Consider the following 18,437-nt stretch of genomic DNA (forward strand, 5'->3'; position numbering starts at 1 on the left):
TCATCCCCATACCCCATGCAAACCTGACGATTGCGGAAGTATGGATGGCAGCGGACCAGCAATGGCAATCGCTGCCGGGATCAACTCTCGGGGGAACGACCATGAACAAAAGAACTGGCAAATTTCTAACTTCCCTGTCTGCGCTCGCACTGCTGCAGACCGGGGCGGCAAACGCCGCAGCCGACGGTGTGGACCTGACGTTCGAGGAAATCGTCGTCACGGCCCAGAAGCGCGAACAGCGCCTGATGGAAGTGCCGATGGCCATCACGGCCTTCGGCGGCACCGAACTCGAACAGCGTGGCATCGACAGCATCCAGGATCTGTCCTTTGCCGTTCCGGGCCTTACGATGCGTGAGGACGGCCCCGGCAGCTACCAGATTTTCCTGCGCGGCATCGCCAATGCCTATGGCGGCGGTTCGCTCGTCAGCGTCTATCAGGACGAAGTGCCGATGAACCTGACCGGGTACGACGTGCTGCCGACCCGCACGCTGGATCTTGCCCGTATCGAGGTGCTCAAAGGCCCGCAAGGCACGCTTTACGGTCAGGGCGCCGTTGCCGGCACCGTGCGCTATATCACCAACGACCCGAAGCTTGACGAATTCGAAGGCAGCATGGATGCCACGCTGACTTCGGTGAAGTCGGGCGACATGGGCGCCGAGGTCACCGGCGTCTTCAACATTCCGGTCGTCAAGGACAAGCTCGCCGTACGCATCGCTGCAACGGGCAAAACCGGCGGCGGCTGGCAGGACCAGCCCGAAGTCGGCATTGAAGACGGCAACGACGAGGAACTGACCAACCTGCGCGTCAAGGTGCTGTGGCAACCGACCGAAAACCTATCGCTGCTTGGCACCTTCATTTCCTACCATGCGGAATATGAACTGGGCCAAGGCTATGAACAGCCGGACCGCACCGTCTTTGTTGCCCTTGATCCGGCCAAGACGCTGATCCCGAAAGTCTGGGACTATGAGCTTTACAACCTCACCATGACCTATGATTTCGGCGGCGCGGAACTGATGAGCTCCACGAGCTATGTCTCACAGGATCACCAGTATCCCTTCGCCTACCGGGGCGGTGAGGAAACAGTCTATGGCGGCAACTATGCCGGCAATGACCTGCGCTACAATCCCGGCAACCAGTTCACGCAGGAACTTCGGCTTTCGTCCACCGGCGACGGGCCGTTCCAGTGGACGCTCGGCGGTTTCTACCGGGATATGGAACGCTCGCTGACCGCCTATTTCGAATATGACTATTTCGGCTTCATCGTTGAAGATCAGGAATATTTCTCGGAAAACACTTCCAAGTCCCACGCCCTGTTCGCGAATGCATCCTACAAGCTGACCGACCGGTTCGAGGTTGGCGCCGGCATCCGCTACTTCAAGGACAAGGCTTCGGAAACGAACGGCTTCGCCCCGGACAGCGTCACCGAAAAGGGCAGCTTCGATACGGTCAACCCGCGCTTCTACCTTTCCTATGCCATCAGCGACGACGCCAACCTTTACGCCAGCGTCGGCAAGGGCTTCCGCAGCGGCGGCTTCAACACCGGCGGCAACCCGCCGTTCAATCCGGAATCGCTCTGGAGCTATGAAGTCGGCCTGAAGGGCAGCCTCGCAGACGGCGCGGTCTATTACGATCTTGCCGCCTATTACACCGAATATAACGACATGCTGCGGCGCGGCCTCGTCTTCCTCGGCCCCGAGCTTGGCCTGCAGCAACTGGTAAGCAACGTGGGTGCGGCCGAAGTGAAAGGTCTTGAGGCCTCGATCAACTGGAAAGTGACGGACGCCCTGACCTTCAGCGCCGCCGGCACCGTGATTGATGCCGAAGTCACCGAAATCACCGCCGAAGATACCGCCAACGTCGTGGGCGACCCCATCGACTATGTGCCGGACTTCAGCTTCACGCTCGGCGCCAACTATGATTTCAACTGGAATGCCGACACGCCCGGCTTCTTCCGGGTGGATTATAGCTATCGGGACAAGCTGCCCTATGTCGACCTGACGAGCTTCCCGGCGGAAAACACACCGCAATATTCCGACAAGATCGCCCTTCTGGATGCGCGCGTCGGTGCCACGCTCGGGCAGTTCGATATTGAAGTTTTCGTGCAGAACCTGACGAACGAAAACAAATATATCGATCCCTATCACGACTGGAACAACGCCAACCGGACGCGCCCGCGCACCATCGGCGTTTCTGTCGGGCTCGATTTCTGATCGAACGAACAAGCCATGCGCCGTCGCCGGGCACCGGCGGCGGCACCTTCATGGATCACGATATGACCAGTCACTTCAAACCGGGCAAAAGGCGCGTCACCACATGGGATGATGTAGGCCGCGACACGTTCGTGCCCGACCATTATGCCATGCCGGAAGGCAGTGACCTCAGCGCCCACATCGCCGCCCACCCCGTGGCCCAGATGTTCACCGCGCATGAAGGCCGCTTGCAGGTAACTGCCGTGCCCTTCGTTCGGGCGACAGGCAGCAAAGATCAGCCCCTTCTGCTGGATGGCCACATGGCAGCGCGCAACCCGCAATGCGCGGCAATACGCGACGGTGCACCGGTGCTGCTGCAATTCTGTGCGCCCGGCGCCTATATCTCACCGCGATGGTTCAGGGAGCGGATGACCGCCCCTACCTGGAGCTATGTGACCGTACAGGTGCGTGGCAGGCTACGGCCCATTGCCACCGCCGCCGACACGCTCGATATTATCGATCGTACCGTCGCCCATATGGAAGCGCAGACGCTGCGGGCGGGCGAGACAGCATGGACCTGTGCCCCGCTGACGGACGAACAGATGGACCGCTATCTCGGCATGATCCTCGCCTTTCAGGTGGAAGTGAGTGCCGCGGAAGGCATCTGCCGCCTCAATCAGGAAAAAACGGACACCGACAGGCAAAGCATCATCGAAGGCCTGCAGCTTCAAACTGATGCAGGCAGCCGGCATATCGCTGCGCTGATGCAAGCCGGCATGGAGGCCAGCGCGTGACGCGGCAAACCCGGATATCAGTGCCTGCGGTGCATAGCGCGCACCGCCGCAGCGGCGCTTGGCACCATCCGCAAGGCGCCGCTTTTTTCCATCCTGCAAAGGTCCAGAAACCCCTCGCTGCCGCCTGCATTTCAGGTCGGTGGCGGGGGAATCAATAGACGCCGGGCGACAACAGCAAACCGGCCAAGAAGAGAGGGGAACAATCATGTCTGGCATGGAACGCACCACCGACGAATGGCAGCGCATTGATGTGGAACACCATCTGCATCCTTTCACCGATCCGCGCTATTTCGACAAAAAGGCGCCGCTGATCGTCACGCGCGCCGATGGCATGCATGTATGGGATTCAAGCGGACGCCAGATCCTCGACGGCATGGCCGGCCTCTGGTGCGTGAATGTGGGCTATGGCCGCAAGGAACTGATCGAGGCGGCGAACCGCCAGATGAGTACGCTCGCCTACTATAACGTCTTCTTCCAGAGCGCGACGCCGCCGCAGATTGAGCTTTCCCGCCTGCTGGCAGAGGTCACGCCTGAAGGGCTCGATCATATCTTCTTCGCGAACTCGGGGTCCGAAGCCAATGATACGATCATCCGGATGGTACGGCACTTCTGGGAAGTGCAAGGCCAGCCGGACAAGCATGTCTTCATCGGCCGCAAGCTCGGCTACCATGGCAGCACGGTGGCCGCGACAAGCCTTGGCGGCATGCAGAATATGCATGCGATGGGTCGCTCGCTGCTGCCTGGCTTCGAACATATCATGCATCCGCACTGGTATCTTGAAGGCGGGGACATGGACCCCGATGAATTCGGCCTGAAAGCTGCCCGTGCGCTCGAGGACAAGATCCTCGAACTGGGCGCCGACAATGTCGCTGCCTTTATCGGAGAGCCGATCCAGGGCGCGGGTGGCGTGATCGACGCGCCCCGCACCTATTGGCCGGAAATCGAGCGTATCTGCCGCAAATATGATGTCCTACTCGTCGTCGATGAGGTTATCTGCGGTTTTGGACGCACCGGTGAATGGTTTGGCTGCCAGACTTACGGCGTAATGCCCGACCTGATGCCGATGGCCAAGGGCCTGTCTTCGGGCTATCTGCCGATTGCGGCCGTTGCCTATAACGAGCGGGTCCACAAGGTGCTGAAGGATGGCGGGCTGTTTTCACACGGCTATACCTATTCGGGCCACCCGGTTGCCTGCGCTGTTGCCATCGCCAACATTGATCTGATCCGCCGCGACAAGCTGGTGGAGCGCGTGCGCGATGATGTCGGGCCCTATTTCCACGACCGCCTGAAGGCTGCTGTCGGTGACCATCCGCTGGTTGGCGAAGTACGTGGCAAGGGGCTGCTTGCCGGTGTGCAACTGGTGAAGGACCGCGACAGCCGCACCCTTTTTGATACCGCCGACAATGTGGCGATGCGGGTCCGTGACCTGTGCTTAGAGCGCGGGCTGATCATGCGCGCTGTCGGTCAGTCGATGGTCGCAAGCCCCGCCCTGATTGTGAAACGCGCGCAGATTGACGAGATGGCGGATATTCTGGCCGACAGCCTGAATGCGGCTGCCCGCGAATTCGGGATGGCCTGAAAATGACAGTCCTTGCCCGTTCAACCGAAGCAGGCGACGCCCTCGCCGACCGGATCATAACATGTCCCCTGCCCGGTGGCTGGCGAGGACCGACCTTCCCGGTTCTCAACCCGGCCACCGGCGCGCACCTCACCGATGTGGCCGACATGGGGCCTGATGAGGCCAAGGCTGCCGTTAAGGCCGCCAGTCAGGCACTCGCGTCATGGGCGGGCCGTACGGCCAAGGAACGTGCCGCTATCCTGATGGCATGGCATGACCGCATCCTGCAGAACAAGGACGAACTCGCCCGGCTGCTGACCCTTGAAATGGGCAAGCCTTTGGCGGAAGCAGCAGGCGAGGTCGCCCATGGTGCGTCCTATATCGCGTGGTTCGCGGAGGAAGCGAAGCGGCTCTATGGCGATGTGATCCCGACGAACGACCCGAACCGCCGCATGCTGGCAATCCGCCAGCCGATCGGGGTCGTCGCCGCCATCACGCCCTGGAATTTCCCGAGCGCGATGATCATGCGCAAGGTGGCACCTGCCCTCGCGGCGGGTTGCACGGTTGTCATCAAGCCGGCTGAAGACACGCCGCTATCTGCCATCGCGCTGCTGCAGCTTGCCGGGGAGGCAGGCATGCCCGAAGGCGTGCTGTCGCTTGTCACTTGCCGCAAGCCGGCCGAGATCGCCCGCGTGCTGACCGACCACCGCGATGTTCGCAAGCTTTCCTTCACCGGGTCCACCGCTGTCGGCAAGCTCCTGATGCGGCAGTGCGCCGATACGGTGAAGAAGGTTTCGCTGGAACTTGGCGGCAACGCACCGTTCATCGTCTTTGCCGATGCCGACCTTGATACCGCCGTGAATAGCGCCATGCTCGCCAAGTTCCGCAATGCCGGGCAAACCTGCATCAGCGCCAATCGTTTCCTTGTGGAAGCGTCCGTCCTGCCTGCCTTCACCGAAAAGCTGCTGGCCCGGATTGCCGGGCTAAAAGCGGGCGACGGGCTGGAGGCCGGCACCAGTCTTGGCCCCATCATCAATGAAGCGGGGCTTGCCAAGATCGACAGGCTGGTGACCACCGCCATGGAACAGGGTGCCACGCTCCTCACCGGCGGCTACCGGATCGAACGCCCCGGCACCTTCTACGCACCGACCGTGCTTGCTGACGTCACGCCCGCGATGGATATCAGCAAGGCAGAAATCTTCGGTCCGGTTGTCACGCTTTCCGCGTTCGAAACGGAAGCCGAGGCCATCCGGCTCGCCAACGATACCGACTATGGGCTCGCTGCCTATGCATTCACGCGGGAGATGGGCCGCCTGTGGCGACTGCCCGAAGCGCTGGAGTTTGGCATGGTTGCCATGAATGAAGGCACGGTCGGCAGCGAAGCCGCCCCCTTTGGCGGCGTCAAGGAATCGGGGATCGGCCGCGAAGGGTCCCGCGTTGGTATCGATGAATATGCCGAGATCAAATATGTGGGCATGGGCGGCATCGGCGCTGCCCGTTAATCCCTCAGGCTTCCGCTGGCTCCGGCGCTGATCGCCTGCTACCTGTCAGATTACGAGCAGGTGATGCTGCGGCAGGGGACGGCTTTCGCCCCTTGCCGCTTCCGGTTGCGCTTGAACTTGTCGTGCAAGCTCTTTATGAAATCATTGTCTGTTGACGGGATTTGAGGGCTGCGCCCGCCCCCTGCCAGACCCCCGCCGTGTACCAAAATTTGTGGGACCGGGGATCGCAGTGATCGTCTGCGCTGAGTTACATCAACAGCGGAACTTCAAGGCAATATGCGGACATTGACGCTTCAGCACCGGCATGAAAAGGCCACATCAGAGAAAGGCCGCAAACGAGTCGAACTGATTCTGAATGCCGCACGGGATGTGTTGATCAACGAAGGTTACCCCTCCCTTTCCATGCGCAAGATCGCGGCTAAAGCCGGGATCACGCTTGGCAATCTTTCCTACTATTATGCGACCAAATCCGACCTGTTGCTCGATCTCGTCGATGCCATCATTCAGGGCTATGTGGGCTGGTGGAATGTCATCCTTGCCGATGAGACCCTGAAGGCCGAGGACCAGTTCCTGCAGATCATCCGCATGATCATCGAGGATCTCGACACGCGCGAAACGACTCACTTTTTCCCCGAGCTTTGGGCCCTCGCCAACCATGAGGCATTTGCCGCCGAAGCCATGGAGCATGTCTATAGCCTCGTCCGGGAAATGCTGATCGGAATCATGCGCCGGCTGAACCCTTCTCACAGCGATAATGAACGGGAAGCGCTTGCTTATTTCATTTGCGGATCGTTCGAGGGCCAGACCGTTTTTGCAGGCTATCAGGGCACCGGCAACCGCCACCTTGGCCTTATCGCCAACATCTCGGCATGGTCTTTCCTGAACCTGATCTACAATATTACGTCCGAAGAAATTCGCGGGCTTCCAGCCACGGGCCGCTGACCCTCATCCCCCGCGTTTCCACCTTTGTTGAATGCCCCGCACTATCGAGCGCCAGGCCAATTTCAAGGCGCTCGTAGACCATCCCATTGTTTTAGTTAGAGATATTTTACCGTTACCGCGTGTCGCCACGCCGTCCCTGCGAAACATTATTGCCGCAAAAGCACCCTCTCCTTTTCGGATCAATTAAAAACTTGGCGGTCGTCTTATTTTTAATATAGGACATTTGTCATGTTTTTATGACGGGATCGTTCGGAGTTGCGAATGAGGTGCCGGGATTGCCCCGCACCACGGAAGGGGAAAATGATGTCGCTCAAATCTGCCATCCGTCGCGTTGCCGGTGCATCCCTGATGTCCATGATGACGGCAACTGCAGGCCTCGCCGATGTTTTGCCGGTGGAGGAGATGCCGTCGGTTCAGACCCTGCCCAAACAATATCCCGCCAACTGGCTGCTGCTTCACGACCTGAACTTCTTCAGCCTCATAGACGGCAAGGTCGTGGTGGTCGACGTGACGGCAGACAACCGCAACTACAAAGGCGCAATCGGCGCTGCGCAGTTTGCGTCTGTCATCAGGTCGGCCGAACGGCAGGAAATCTATGTCGCCGAGACTTTCTACAGCCGGGGCACGCGGGGCACGCGGACAGATGTGGTGACCATCTACGATACCGCAACGCTTTCCACGGTGGGCGAGATCGTCCTGCCCGATGCAAAGCGGGCCTTGACGGTCACCCAGAAAGGCAACCTGCGACTGACGCAGAACCAGCGCTATCTTCTGGTCTTCAACTTCACGCCCGCGGCTTCGGTCACCATCATTGACCTTGAGACACGCGCGATCACCAGCGAGGTCGACGTTCCGGGCTGCATGCTGACTTACCCCATGGGCAAGCAGGGTTTTGCTTCCCTCTGCGGCGACGGCACCATGATTTCGTTCCAGGTGGATGACGCTGGCCAAGCGCATCGGGGCGCCTCGACCGAAGCCTTCAACAATCTCGACGACGATCCGCTGTTCATGAAGTCGGTCAACCTGAACGGCATCGAATATTTCCCGAGCTTCAAAGGGCGCCTGCAGGCCGTTGACCTGAAGGGCGAAGCGCCGGTGATCGGCAAAAGCCTTTCGCTCATTCCCGCCGCCGACAAAGGATGGCGCCCCGGCGGCTGGCAGATCATAGCTGGCAATGGCAGCACCGTCTGGCTTCTGGTTCACCCTGACGGCGTGAACGGCAGCCACAAGAACGGGGGCTCGGAAGTCTGGTCCTTTGACGTCACCTCCGGGAAGCGCCTGTCGCGGGTCACGCTGAAAAACTGGGGCGTGTCGATCGAGGTGGCCGGCGCCAAGGCAGAGTGGCTGGCTGTCGGCACTGCGTCTGGTGATCTGGATGTCTATAATAGTGCAACAGGTGCCTTCGAGCGCACCATTGGCGGCCGCATGACGGCCAACCCGATGGTGATGCACAATGTAACGGGATCACGTTGATGGACCCGCTGTTTCACCTCGTGATAGCCGCCTTCATCTTGGTCCTCTGCGCCCACGCGGGGATCACCAAATTGGCGCATCCCGAACGCCTGCTGCCTGCCGCGCGTGTGCTTTCAGGTCTTCCGGAAAAGCTTTTGGTGCTGGCCCTGCCTGCCCTCGGCATTCTGGAAATCGTGATCGGCGTGTCGCTGTTTATGCCGGTCGTGTCCCCTTACGCCGCTATCGCAGCCGCACTCCTCTTCCTTGGCTACGGCCTGCTGATCGCCCGTCAACTGGCCAGGGGCAACAGGCACTTCGATTGCGGTTGCTCGCTGATTTCCTCCCCCCGCAAGACCGAAACGGCCTCCCGCCATGTCGCCCGGAATCTTGTTCTCGTGGCAGGCGCGGTCTTGCTCCTTATCCCCGTGGCAAGCCGGACCCTTGTCTGGTTCGATTTCCTGAACGGCCTGTTCGGGCTTGCCGCACTCCTCTGCCTTTACATGACCTTTGACGCCCTGGCCGCGCTGAACCCGGCCCACGGAAGGAAGCTTTCATGACCACTGCCCTTGTCGTCTCGCAAATTCTGCTCTGGGCCCTTGTGATTTCCATGTCGCTGGTCATCGTGGCACTGGCCCGACAGGTCGGGGTGTTGCACGAACGGCTGGCACCGGCCGGTGCCTTGGCCATGAACAGAAAACTCAAGGTCGGCGACAAGGCTCCGCAGGCGCCTGTGACCGATCTGAACGGCCGGTCAAGCATGCTGGAACCTGCAAGTAATGGCCGCAGCGAGCTTCTGTTCTTCCTGTCGCCGGATTGCCCAGTGTGCAAGACGCTGCTGCCCGCGCTCCATTCCTTCCGCAAAAACGAGCGCAAATGGCTTGATGTCTCGATTGCATCCGACGGTGAAGCCGCCCCCCATCAGGCCTTTGCGCAGTCGGAAAATCTCGATTTCGCGAAATATTACCTGTCGGAGGAACTCGGGAAGGCCTTCGGCGTCTCGAAGCTCCCCTATGCCGTCCTGATTGACGAAAAAGGCACGATCGCCGCAATGGGGCTCGTCAACAGCCGCGAGCATCTCGAAAGCCTCGTGAATGCCCGCACCATGGGGGTCGCCTCCATCCAGGATTATATGCGCGACCGCGCTTCTGCGTGACCGTGAGAATGGCTCGGACCTAGGGGATTGATGATGAAAAAGTTGGACCAGAAAGTTGAAAGGCTCGCCCGCGGCCTTGCGCACCGCACCTCTCGCCGCAGCCTCCTGACCCTTATTGGCAGTGCGATTGCCGGCGGTGTGGCCATTCCCCTTTTGCCCGTTGCCCGCGCGTCGTCACCGCAGCATGGCGGACAGGGCGAAGGCAACGGCTATCCGGGCGTCGCCTCACAGTCCACCGGCAACCCTCAAGACCCCGGCGACCCGACAAGCTGCGATTACTGGCGTTACTGCGCGATCGACGGCTTCCTGTGCAGCTGCTGTGGCGGCACCCAAAACAGCTGCCCTCCGGGAACCGAAATGTCGCCGATCACCTGGATCGGCACCTGCCAGAACCCGGCAGACGGCGTGAACTACATCATTTCCTACAATGATTGCTGCGGCAAAAGCAGCTGTGGCCGCTGCATGTGCAACCGCAATGAATCCGATCTCCCGATGGTTCGTCCGCAGGCAAACAACGACATCAACTGGTGCCTTGGCACGGCCAGCACGATCTACAACTGCTCGACCGCCATCATCATCGGCACGGCGCTGGAGTGACACCATTGCGGATTGCCTCGCTGACCATCGGCCTTGTTGCCACCTTCGCCATTCAGGCCTCCGCGTTTGCGGGCCCTGATGAAAATGGCCGCCTGCAATTCAAACGCTGCGCCGCCTGCCATCTGGCCACCGGCGAGGGCGTACCGGGCGCGTTCCCGTCGCTCAAAACCCCTGAAGTCGGCTCCTTCTATGAAACCGATGAAGGGCGCCTGTGGCTCGTCCATGTCGTGAACAGCGGACTGGCCGGTGAAATCACCTCCGGCGGCAAGACATACCGGGGCTTCATGCCCGCCCAAGGTGGCGCCCTTGGCCCCGAAGGCATCGCTGACGTCCTGAATTTCGTGCTCCATGAATTTCACCCGGCCCGCAAAGACCCCACCAGTTTCACGGCAGATGAGGTGAAAGCGCTTCTCGATACACACGGCAAGCCCAATCCGAGAACCTTATCCGAAACACGCCGCGCGCTTCTGGAAAAAGGAACGGACTGATGGTTCGCCCGGCTCTCGCAATCCTCACGATGATCGCCTCTTCCAGCGCCTTTGCTGATGATGCCGTCCGGGATGCAAGAGCCGCATTTCTTTGGAAAATGAACTGTCAGGGTTGCCATCAGGCTGACGCCCGCGGCTCGGCCGGTGGCGCGCCGGACATGCGTGGCTATGTCTCCCGTTTTCTTTCGGTCGATGGCGGACGCGCCTATCTCGGGCGGGTGCCGGGCGTTGCCTTCGCGCCGATGTCGGATGCCGACATTGCCAATCTCCTGAACTGGACCCTCAAGGAATATGACGGCGGGCATATCCCCGAGGATTTCAAACTCTATAGCGCCGAAGAACTCGGCCATCTCAGAAAAAACGCCCTCATAGAGAATGCCAAAAGCGAGAGGGAAGCGCTCGTCCGGAAACTGGCGGAGATCAGCCAGACAAACTGAGCCGAAATCAAAAACGTCCAGCCGGGGGGCCGGGCGTCATCAAAAAGGGGTTAGGAAATGAACACGAAATACACGATCAGGGCACTGCTTTGCAGCTGTGCCTCTCTGGCAATCCAGGCACCGGCCGCCATGGCGCAGGATGACAGCGCCACCAGTTCGGTCATGTTCGAGGAAATCACCGTTACCGCACAAAAGCGGGAGCAACGGGCACAGGATGTCGGCATCGCGATCACGGCGATCAGCGGCAACCAGATGAAGGCATTCGGCATGACCAATGCCCAGCAGATCACCGATTTCGCCCCCGGCGTCAGCACGGTGCAGCCGAACGGCGAGGCTAACTATTCCATCGCCATTCGCGGCGTCGCCAACAGCGATTTCACGACCAACGTCGAAAGCCCCGTGGCGATCTATGTTGATGAAACCTACATCAGCCAGACCTCCGGCGCCGGCTTCATGATGTTCGATCTGGACCGCGCTGAAATTCTTCGCGGTCCGCAAGGCACCCTCTTTGGCCGCAACGCCACGGGCGGGCTTGTTCATTTCATCACCCGCAAGCCCTCTCAGGAAGCGGAAGGCTATATGGAAGTGTCCTATGGCCGCTTCGACCGGGTAAGGGCCGAAGGCGCCTATGGCACGCCGCTCAACGATCAGTGGTCTGCGCGGGTATCCTTCGCCACCAATCAGGGCGACGGCTATATCACCAACCGCCAGAACCCGGGGCAGAAGCTGAACAATGCCAACGAAACGGCGGGACGCCTGCAGCTTCTGTATGAAGGCGACGGCGTTGATCTTCTGCTGAACGCCCGGTTTGGCGAGCAGGATATCCGGACCGGCTTCTTCGAATACAAGTCCGCCATCTATCCGACCGGCGACTTCACCCCCGGCCTGCCCAACCCCTTCCTCGGAGATTATGTGGACACGGACGATGACGTCTATGCCGGCGACTATGATTTCACCGGCCACAATGACCTCTCGACCCGCGGCTACACAGCAACCCTGAACTGGGAAGCCACAGACAGCATCACGCTCACCAGCATTACCGATTACCAGACGGTCAAGCGCGACTATATCGAGGATTCCGACGCTTCCCCGGCCAAATATTTCCAGTTCTTCCTGACCACCGACGCCAAGCAGTTTTCGCAGGAACTGCGCCTATCCGGCACCAACGAAGAACTGAAGTGGGTGACCGGGCTTTATTATCTCGATCTCGATATCTCGGACAGCAATGGCGGCATCATGCCCGGCCTCTTTGAGGCTTTGTACGGGGCGTCGGTCGAAGAACTCGGCTTCAACGGCCTTGTGAACCCCTACTCCTCGAAATCGAAAAGCTGGTCGCTTTTCGGGCAGCTGGAATATGACCTGAGCGATACCCTGACCCTGATCGGCGGCGCGCGCTATATCAGCGAGAAGAAGGACTTTGCCTACAGGGATATCGTCGCCCTCTTCCCCGACAATTCGACAAGCGGGCAGGACCCGCGGGCCGAATGGCTGGTTGACGCGGTCGCACCCTATGAGGATTCCCGGAAAGACCATGAATGGTCCGCCCGCCTGCAGATGGACTATAAGCCGAGCGACGACCTGCTCTTCTACGCCAGCTGGAACCGCGGTGTGAAATCCGGCGGCTACAACGGCCCGCTCTTGCCCACCGATATCTATGTGACCGACGCGTTCATGAAATATGAACCGGAAATCCTCAATGCCTTCGAAACCGGCTTCAAGTGGGATATCGCGCCGGGCACCTATCGCCTGAACGGGTCGGTCTATTACTATGACTATGCCAATTATCAGGCCTTCTCCATCATCGCGCTTGATACTTTCACGCTGAATTCGCAGGCAAAGAACAAGGGCTTCGAGCTTGAATTCCAGGCCGCTCCGGCCCGTGGGCTCGATATTCAGCTGGGTGTCGGCTATATCGACGCAAAGGTCAGCGATGTGCCAGGCCTGACCATCGATGTGGACACACCCGCCGGGCTCGTCACCGCCCTCCTGCCCGGCGCAAAAGTCCGCCCGGTGCAAACGCCCAAGTGGAACCTGAACGGCCTTGTCCGGTATGAAACCGCGATCGGCAATGCCGGCAATCTGGCGCTGCAACTGGACGGCCAGTACCGGTCTTCGCACACCTTTGCGCTGACCGGTGCACCGGCTGTTTCCGAAAACGGCTATGCCATCCTCAATACCTCCGCCACCTGGTATCCTGAAGACAAGAACTGGTCGCTGCGCTTCCAGGTCCAGAATCTGACCGATGCCGAATATGTGGTGCAGGCGTTTGACCTGTCGGGCACTGTGGCAGAGGGCGGCTTCTTTGGTCTGGTTGAGCAATATTATGGTCGCCCCCGCCAGTGGAGCGTCACTTTCAGCCTGGACTTCTGAGGAACCCCTTGATGCGTGAGACCAAGAGTTACGTTTGCGGCACCAGCGATACGCCGCTTCAATATCGGACCATCGGCGAGGCGCTTGACGAAACCGTCAGGCGCTTCGGCGAGCGTGACGCACTGGTCTCACGTCATCAGGGCATTCGCTGGAACTGGAAGACCTTTGCCGCTGAAGTGGACAAGGTCGCCGCTGGCCTCTGTGCCATGGGGCTGCGGAAAGGAGACCGGGTCGGCATCTGGTCACCCAACAATGCCGAATGGATCCTGACCCAGTTTGCCACCGCCCGACTGGGCGTGATCCTTGTGAACATCAATCCGGCCTACCGGCTTTCCGAGCTTGACTATGCGCTCAACAAGGCGGGGTGCCGGGGGCTGGTGATCGCGGATCGTTTCAAGGCTTCGGATTATGTGGACATGATCCGGACGCTGGCCCCTGAAATTGCCGATTGCCCCAAGGGAAAACTGAGATCGGGCGCGATACCCAACCTTGAATGGGTCGCTGTCATCGGTGCCAAGGTAACGGGCGGATTCCTTGCCTTTGCTGACATCGCGGGCGCCGGCAGCCAAACCGACCTTGCAGCGCTCCCTGCGATAGCGGCAACCCTGTCGCCGGACGATCCGATCAACATCCAGTTCACCAGCGGCACCACGGGATCACCGAAGGGTGCGACGCTCACCCACCACAATATTCTGAATAACGGCTATTTCGTCGGTGCCCGGCAGGACCTGAGCGAAGCGGACCGGCTTTGCATCCCCGTACCGCTCTATCACTGCTTTGGCATGGTGATGGGTGTTCTCGGATGCCTCACGCACGGCGCCTGCATGGTCTTGCCCGGCGACTCCTTCGATCCGGTCGCCGTGCTGCAGGCCGTGGCCGCCGAGAAATGCACCGCGCTTTACGGTGTCCCGACCATGTTCATCGCGATCCTCGATCATCCGGACTTCGACACCTTCGATCTTTCAATCCTGCGCACCGGCGTGATGGCGGGCTCGCCCTGCCCTGTGGAGGTCATGAAGAAGGTGATTTCCCGAATGCATATGGCGGAAGTCACCATCTGCTATGGCATGACGGAAACAAGCCCTGTTAGCTTCCAGAGCACGACCGACGACCCGCTCGATAAGCGCGTCGGCACCGTCGGGCAGGTTCATCCCTATGTGGAAATCATGATCATCGACGAAGCCGGCTGCCCGGTCCCGCGCGGTGTGCAGGGTGAACTTTGCACCCGCGGCTACAGTGTCATGCGCGGCTACTGGGACGACGAGGCGCAGACACGGGAAGCCATCGATGCGGCAGGCTGGATGCACACCGGTGACCTCGCCACAATGGATAGAGAAGGCTATGTGAATATCACCGGCCGCCTGAAGGATATGATCATCCGGGGCGGCGAGAATATCTACCCCCGTGAAATTGAGGAATATCTCTATCGCCACGAGGACATTCAGGATGTCCAAGTCTTCGGCGTGCCGGACGCCAAATACGGCGAGGAAATCTGCGCATGGGTGGTCCTGCGCGAAGGCGCCCGAATGGACGAGGCCATCCTGAAGGCCTTCTGCAAGGGTCAGATCGCCCATTACAAGGTGCCGCGCTATGTGCGGTTCGTGGACACATTCCCGATGACGGTCACCGGCAAAATCCAGAAATTCGTCATGCGCTCGACAATGGCAGATGAACTGAAAATACGCGAACAAACAACGGCTTGATGCCCGTGGAACCCTGGGGAGGGGAAAATGACGGATTTTAAATTGCTGATCGGCGGCGAACTGGTCGAAGGGGACCTGACGCTTGATGTGGTGAACCCGGCGACCGAGGCAGTCTTTGCAACGGTCGCTCGCGCGTCGGAAAAACAGGCGCATCAGGCCGTGGCCGCGGCCAAGGCTGCCTTCCCCGGCTGGGCCGCCACCCCCCTTGCCGACCGTCAGGCTGCTGTCGCCAAATTGGCCGACAGGATTGCTGAAAATGCCGAGGAACTGGCCCGCATCCTGACCAGTGAACAGGGCAAGCCCCTGCCCGAAGCCATGGGTGAATTGGCGTGGACCGAAGGCTATCTGCGCCACTATGCGACGCTTGGCCCATCGTCCCACGTCATTCAGGATGATGACGCCTTCCGGATCGAAGTCCGCCGCGAGCCGCTGGGGGTCGTTGCCGGGATCGTGCCCTGGAACTTCCCGCTGCTGGTTGCCTGCTGGAAAATCGGCCCCGCTGTCATTGCCGGCAACACCATCGTTATCAAGACCTCCCCGACCACACCGGCCACCACGCTGAAGATCGGCGAATATTGCCGGGACATTTTCCCGGCGGGCGTGGTCAATATCATCACCGATAATAACGAGCTTGGCCCCCTGCTCACCGGGCATCCCGATGTCGCGAAAGTGTCCTTCACCGGCTCCACCGAAACCGGCAAGAAGATTGCCTCGAATGGGGCGAATACGCTGAAACGGCTGACCCTCGAGCTTGGCGGGAATGACGCCGCCATCGTGCTGGACGATGTGAATATCCCGGCTGCCGCCGCTGGCGTTTTTGGGGCTGCGACGCTCAATGCGGGCCAGGTGTGCCTCGCTGTCAAGCGGGCCTATGTCCATGACAGCATCTATGACGAGATGTGCGATGCGCTGGCTGATCTCGCGCGGCAAGCCGTGGTGGACGACGGCCTGAAACAGGGCACCACCATCGGCCCGCTGCAGAACCGCATGCAGTTTGAAAAGGTAAAGGGCTTCCTCGAAGACGCAAAGGCCGCCGGCAAGGTCATCGCTGGCGGCAATATCCCCGACCGCGAAGGCTATTTCATCGAGCCCACCATCGTACGCGACGTGAAATCCAGCGACCGGATCGTGGCCGAGGAACAGTTCGGCCCCATCCTTCCGGTGATCCGCTATTCGGACATCGATGCCGTGCTCGCCGAAGTGAATGGCACCGACTATGGCCTTGGCGGTTCCGTCTGGTCCGGCAATGTGGAGCGCGCGGTCGAGGTGGCAACGAGGATCGAAAGCGGCTCCGTCTGGGTCAACCAGCATATCAATATCGGGCCGCATATCCCGATGTCGGGTTACAAAAGCTCCGGTGTCGGCATCGAGCAGGCGCAGGAAGGGCTGGATGAATTCACGCAGATGCGCGTGATCAATATCGCGCGCCAGCCGGTATAGGCGGCGTCCATGACCGACAGCACCGCTTATGACAAGATGCGCCGGGACTATAGCCCGGCCCGGCACAGCCATTACAACTTCGCCCGCGATGTGATCGATGTATGGGCCGAAAAGGAGCCGGCCAAACGGGCGCTCCTGTGGGTAAGCGAAGCCGGCATCCGGCGAGACGTAACCTTCGCAGAACTGGCCGAGCGCTCCTGCCGGCTCGCGAATGTCCTTGCGGGCGCGGGGGTCAAGCGGGGTGACACGGTCATCATCGTGCTCGGCCGGCAGCTTGCCTGGTGGGAAACCCTGACCGCCTGCATCAGGGCCGGGTTCATCGCCTCGCCCGGCACAACACAATTGTCCGCGAAGGACCTGATCTACCGGGCCGAGGCGTCAGGCGCCGTCGCCATCATCACCGATAGTACCACGGCACAGAAGCTGAACGCTGCGAAGGAGCCCCTTCCCGCATCGCTTGCCACAAAGATTGTTGTCGATAGCGAAGCCGAAGGCTGGCAGGATTATGAAGCCCTTGTCGCAGCGGCCAGTCCTTCCTTCGCCGCGGTCAACACAGCGGTCGAAGACTCTGCCCTTTGCTATTTCACTTCCGGCACCACCGGCTATCCGAAAATGACCATGCATTCGCACGGCTATCCGCTTGGCCATGAGATCACCGGCCGGTACTGGCTGGACCTCAAGCCGGATGACCTGCACTGGAATATTTCGGACACCGGCTGGGCGAAGGCCGCATGGTCCAGCTATTTTGCGCCGTGGCTGATGGGGGCTGCGCTGTTTGTATGGGACACGCCGGGTTTCGACCCCGCAGCGAGCCTTGCCATGTTCGGGCGCTATCCCATCACCACCATGTGCGGCGCGCCGACGATCTATCGGCTGTTCGTGCAGCAGGACCTCAAATCCTTTTCTTTCCCCCACCTCCGCCACTGCGTCGGGGCGGGCGAACCGCTCAACCCCGAAGTCATTGAGCGGTGGAGGGAGGCCACAAACCTCACCATCCGCGACGGCTATGGCCAGACGGAAACCGTTCTCCTTTGCGGTTCGTTCCCCTGTATCGACACCAAGCCGGGCTCGATGGGCAAACCCTCACCGGGGCTCGACCTGCATGTCATCGATGAAGAGGGCCGTATCCTGCCGCCCGGCGAAGAAGGCGATATCGCCTTGTCGCTTCTCCCTATCCGCCCGCAATGGCTGTTTTCCGGCTACAGGAACGACCCGGAGCGCACGGCATCCTGCTTCCGCGGCGACTGGTATCTGACCGGCGACCGCGCCTACCGCGACGACGAGGGCTATTTCTGGTTCGTCTCCCGCGCCGATGACGTCATCCTGTCGTCCGGCTACCGGATCGGCCCGTTCGAAGTGGAAAGCGCCCTCATCGAGCATCCCGCTGTGATGGAAAGCGCAGTGGTATCGAGCCCCGATCCCGTGCGCGGTGAAATCGTGGCGGCCTATATCGTTCTCGCCAAGGGCTTCACGGCCTCCGCGGCACTGGAGAAGGAACTCCAGAACCATGTGAAATCCGTCACCGCGCCTTACAAATATCCGCGCAAGATCATCTTCACCGGGGAGCTCCCCAAAACCGTTTCCGGCAAAATCCGCCGGACCGACCTGAGGGCGCAGGAATGGAGTAGCAAGCCACAATAGACGCGATCGGACCGCTCCAGCCTCTAATTTCCAAATTCGCTCATGGCTGCAGATGGTCAACTTCAAGGAGGCCATTATCGCGTGCAGCGACCTACCCCATCGCAGAGAAGCTATTGATGACCGTGAATGAGAACGGATCAGACGCAACTTAGTGCCGCTGCCCCGGCATCA

15 protein-coding genes are annotated in these 18,437 nt (G+C 60.2%); all 15 read left to right on the top strand.

Going from position 1 to position 18,437, the window contains the following annotated elements; translation table 11 throughout:
* Positions 1-101 precede the first annotated feature (101 nt).
* Positions 102-2,210, top strand: a complete 2,109-nt coding sequence (locus PH603_RS12680; RefSeq protein ID WP_289502907.1) for a TonB-dependent receptor — start codon at positions 102-104, stop codon at positions 2,208-2,210.
* A gap of 50 nt (positions 2,211-2,260) precedes the next feature.
* The gene (locus PH603_RS12685; protein WP_289502908.1) at positions 2,261-2,983 is read left to right on the top strand and encodes an FMN-binding negative transcriptional regulator; all 723 of its coding nucleotides are present in this window, start codon (positions 2,261-2,263) and stop codon (positions 2,981-2,983) included.
* 214 nt (positions 2,984-3,197) lie between these two features.
* Positions 3,198-4,562: an aspartate aminotransferase family protein gene (locus PH603_RS12690; RefSeq protein ID WP_353507412.1), complete on the top strand. Its 1,365-nt coding sequence runs from the start codon at positions 3,198-3,200 to the stop codon at positions 4,560-4,562.
* 2 nt (positions 4,563-4,564) lie between these two features.
* Positions 4,565-6,043, top strand: coding sequence for an NAD-dependent succinate-semialdehyde dehydrogenase (locus PH603_RS12695; protein ID WP_289502910.1), 1,479 nt, complete (start codon positions 4,565-4,567; stop codon positions 6,041-6,043).
* A gap of 276 nt (positions 6,044-6,319) precedes the next feature.
* Positions 6,320-6,985, top strand: coding sequence for a TetR/AcrR family transcriptional regulator (locus tag PH603_RS12700; RefSeq protein WP_289502911.1), 666 nt, complete (start codon positions 6,320-6,322; stop codon positions 6,983-6,985).
* A gap of 300 nt (positions 6,986-7,285) precedes the next feature.
* A complete protein-coding gene (locus tag PH603_RS12705) occupies positions 7,286-8,458 on the top strand; it encodes an amine dehydrogenase large subunit (RefSeq protein ID WP_289502912.1) in 1,173 nt (390 codons plus the stop codon).
* Positions 8,458-8,994: a MauE/DoxX family redox-associated membrane protein gene (locus PH603_RS12710; RefSeq protein WP_289502913.1), complete on the top strand. Its 537-nt coding sequence runs from the start codon at positions 8,458-8,460 to the stop codon at positions 8,992-8,994. The genes PH603_RS12705 and PH603_RS12710 overlap by 1 nt, the downstream gene beginning before the upstream one ends.
* Positions 8,991-9,590, top strand: a complete 600-nt coding sequence (locus PH603_RS12715; protein ID WP_289502914.1) for a redoxin domain-containing protein — start codon at positions 8,991-8,993, stop codon at positions 9,588-9,590. Before PH603_RS12710 ends, PH603_RS12715 begins: the two co-directional genes overlap by 4 nt.
* A 33-nt stretch (positions 9,591-9,623) precedes the next feature.
* Complete coding sequence (locus PH603_RS12720) at positions 9,624-10,187, top strand: methylamine dehydrogenase light chain (RefSeq protein ID WP_353507413.1); 564 nt, start codon at positions 9,624-9,626, stop codon at positions 10,185-10,187.
* Between the two features lie 5 nt (positions 10,188-10,192).
* Positions 10,193-10,675 (top strand): c-type cytochrome, encoded by a 483-nt coding sequence (locus PH603_RS12725; protein WP_289502916.1) that lies wholly within the window; start codon positions 10,193-10,195, stop codon positions 10,673-10,675.
* Positions 10,675-11,112 carry a c-type cytochrome gene (locus PH603_RS12730; RefSeq protein ID WP_289502917.1) on the top strand — a complete coding sequence of 146 codons (438 nt, stop codon included), beginning with the start codon at positions 10,675-10,677 and terminating at the stop codon, positions 11,110-11,112. Before PH603_RS12725 ends, PH603_RS12730 begins: the two co-directional genes overlap by 1 nt.
* A 57-nt stretch (positions 11,113-11,169) precedes the next feature.
* Complete coding sequence (locus tag PH603_RS12735; RefSeq protein WP_289502918.1) at positions 11,170-13,482, top strand: TonB-dependent receptor; 2,313 nt, start codon at positions 11,170-11,172, stop codon at positions 13,480-13,482.
* A gap of 11 nt (positions 13,483-13,493) precedes the next feature.
* Positions 13,494-15,185: an AMP-binding protein gene (locus PH603_RS12740; RefSeq protein ID WP_289502919.1), complete on the top strand. Its 1,692-nt coding sequence runs from the start codon at positions 13,494-13,496 to the stop codon at positions 15,183-15,185.
* A 27-nt stretch (positions 15,186-15,212) separates the two neighbouring features.
* Positions 15,213-16,625, top strand: coding sequence for an aldehyde dehydrogenase family protein (locus PH603_RS12745; protein WP_289502920.1), 1,413 nt, complete (start codon positions 15,213-15,215; stop codon positions 16,623-16,625).
* A 9-nt stretch (positions 16,626-16,634) separates the two neighbouring features.
* The gene (locus PH603_RS12750; RefSeq protein WP_289502921.1) at positions 16,635-18,266 is read left to right on the top strand and encodes an AMP-binding protein; all 1,632 of its coding nucleotides are present in this window, start codon (positions 16,635-16,637) and stop codon (positions 18,264-18,266) included.
* Positions 18,267-18,437 lie beyond the last annotated feature (171 nt).

This window comes from Gimibacter soli (genome assembly GCF_028463845.1).
In the GTDB taxonomy this organism is placed as follows: domain Bacteria; phylum Pseudomonadota; class Alphaproteobacteria; order Sphingomonadales; family Kordiimonadaceae; genus Gimibacter; species Gimibacter soli.

Coding starts and splice junctions, on each gene's coding strand:
- PH603_RS12680 (WP_289502907.1), top strand. CDS start 102: ATGAACAAAAGAACTGGCAAATTTCTAACTTCCCTGTCTGCGCTCGCA.
- PH603_RS12685 (WP_289502908.1), top strand. CDS start 2,261: ATGGATCACGATATGACCAGTCACTTCAAACCGGGCAAAAGGCGCGTC.
- PH603_RS12690 (WP_353507412.1), top strand. CDS start 3,198: ATGGAACGCACCACCGACGAATGGCAGCGCATTGATGTGGAACACCAT.
- PH603_RS12695 (WP_289502910.1), top strand. CDS start 4,565: ATGACAGTCCTTGCCCGTTCAACCGAAGCAGGCGACGCCCTCGCCGAC.
- PH603_RS12700 (WP_289502911.1), top strand. CDS start 6,320: ATGCGGACATTGACGCTTCAGCACCGGCATGAAAAGGCCACATCAGAG.
- PH603_RS12705 (WP_289502912.1), top strand. CDS start 7,286: ATGATGTCGCTCAAATCTGCCATCCGTCGCGTTGCCGGTGCATCCCTG.
- PH603_RS12710 (WP_289502913.1), top strand. CDS start 8,458: ATGGACCCGCTGTTTCACCTCGTGATAGCCGCCTTCATCTTGGTCCTC.
- PH603_RS12715 (WP_289502914.1), top strand. CDS start 8,991: ATGACCACTGCCCTTGTCGTCTCGCAAATTCTGCTCTGGGCCCTTGTG.
- PH603_RS12720 (WP_353507413.1), top strand. CDS start 9,624: ATGAAAAAGTTGGACCAGAAAGTTGAAAGGCTCGCCCGCGGCCTTGCG.
- PH603_RS12730 (WP_289502917.1), top strand. CDS start 10,675: ATGGTTCGCCCGGCTCTCGCAATCCTCACGATGATCGCCTCTTCCAGC.
- PH603_RS12735 (WP_289502918.1), top strand. CDS start 11,170: ATGAACACGAAATACACGATCAGGGCACTGCTTTGCAGCTGTGCCTCT.
- PH603_RS12740 (WP_289502919.1), top strand. CDS start 13,494: ATGCGTGAGACCAAGAGTTACGTTTGCGGCACCAGCGATACGCCGCTT.
- PH603_RS12745 (WP_289502920.1), top strand. CDS start 15,213: ATGACGGATTTTAAATTGCTGATCGGCGGCGAACTGGTCGAAGGGGAC.
- PH603_RS12750 (WP_289502921.1), top strand. CDS start 16,635: ATGACCGACAGCACCGCTTATGACAAGATGCGCCGGGACTATAGCCCG.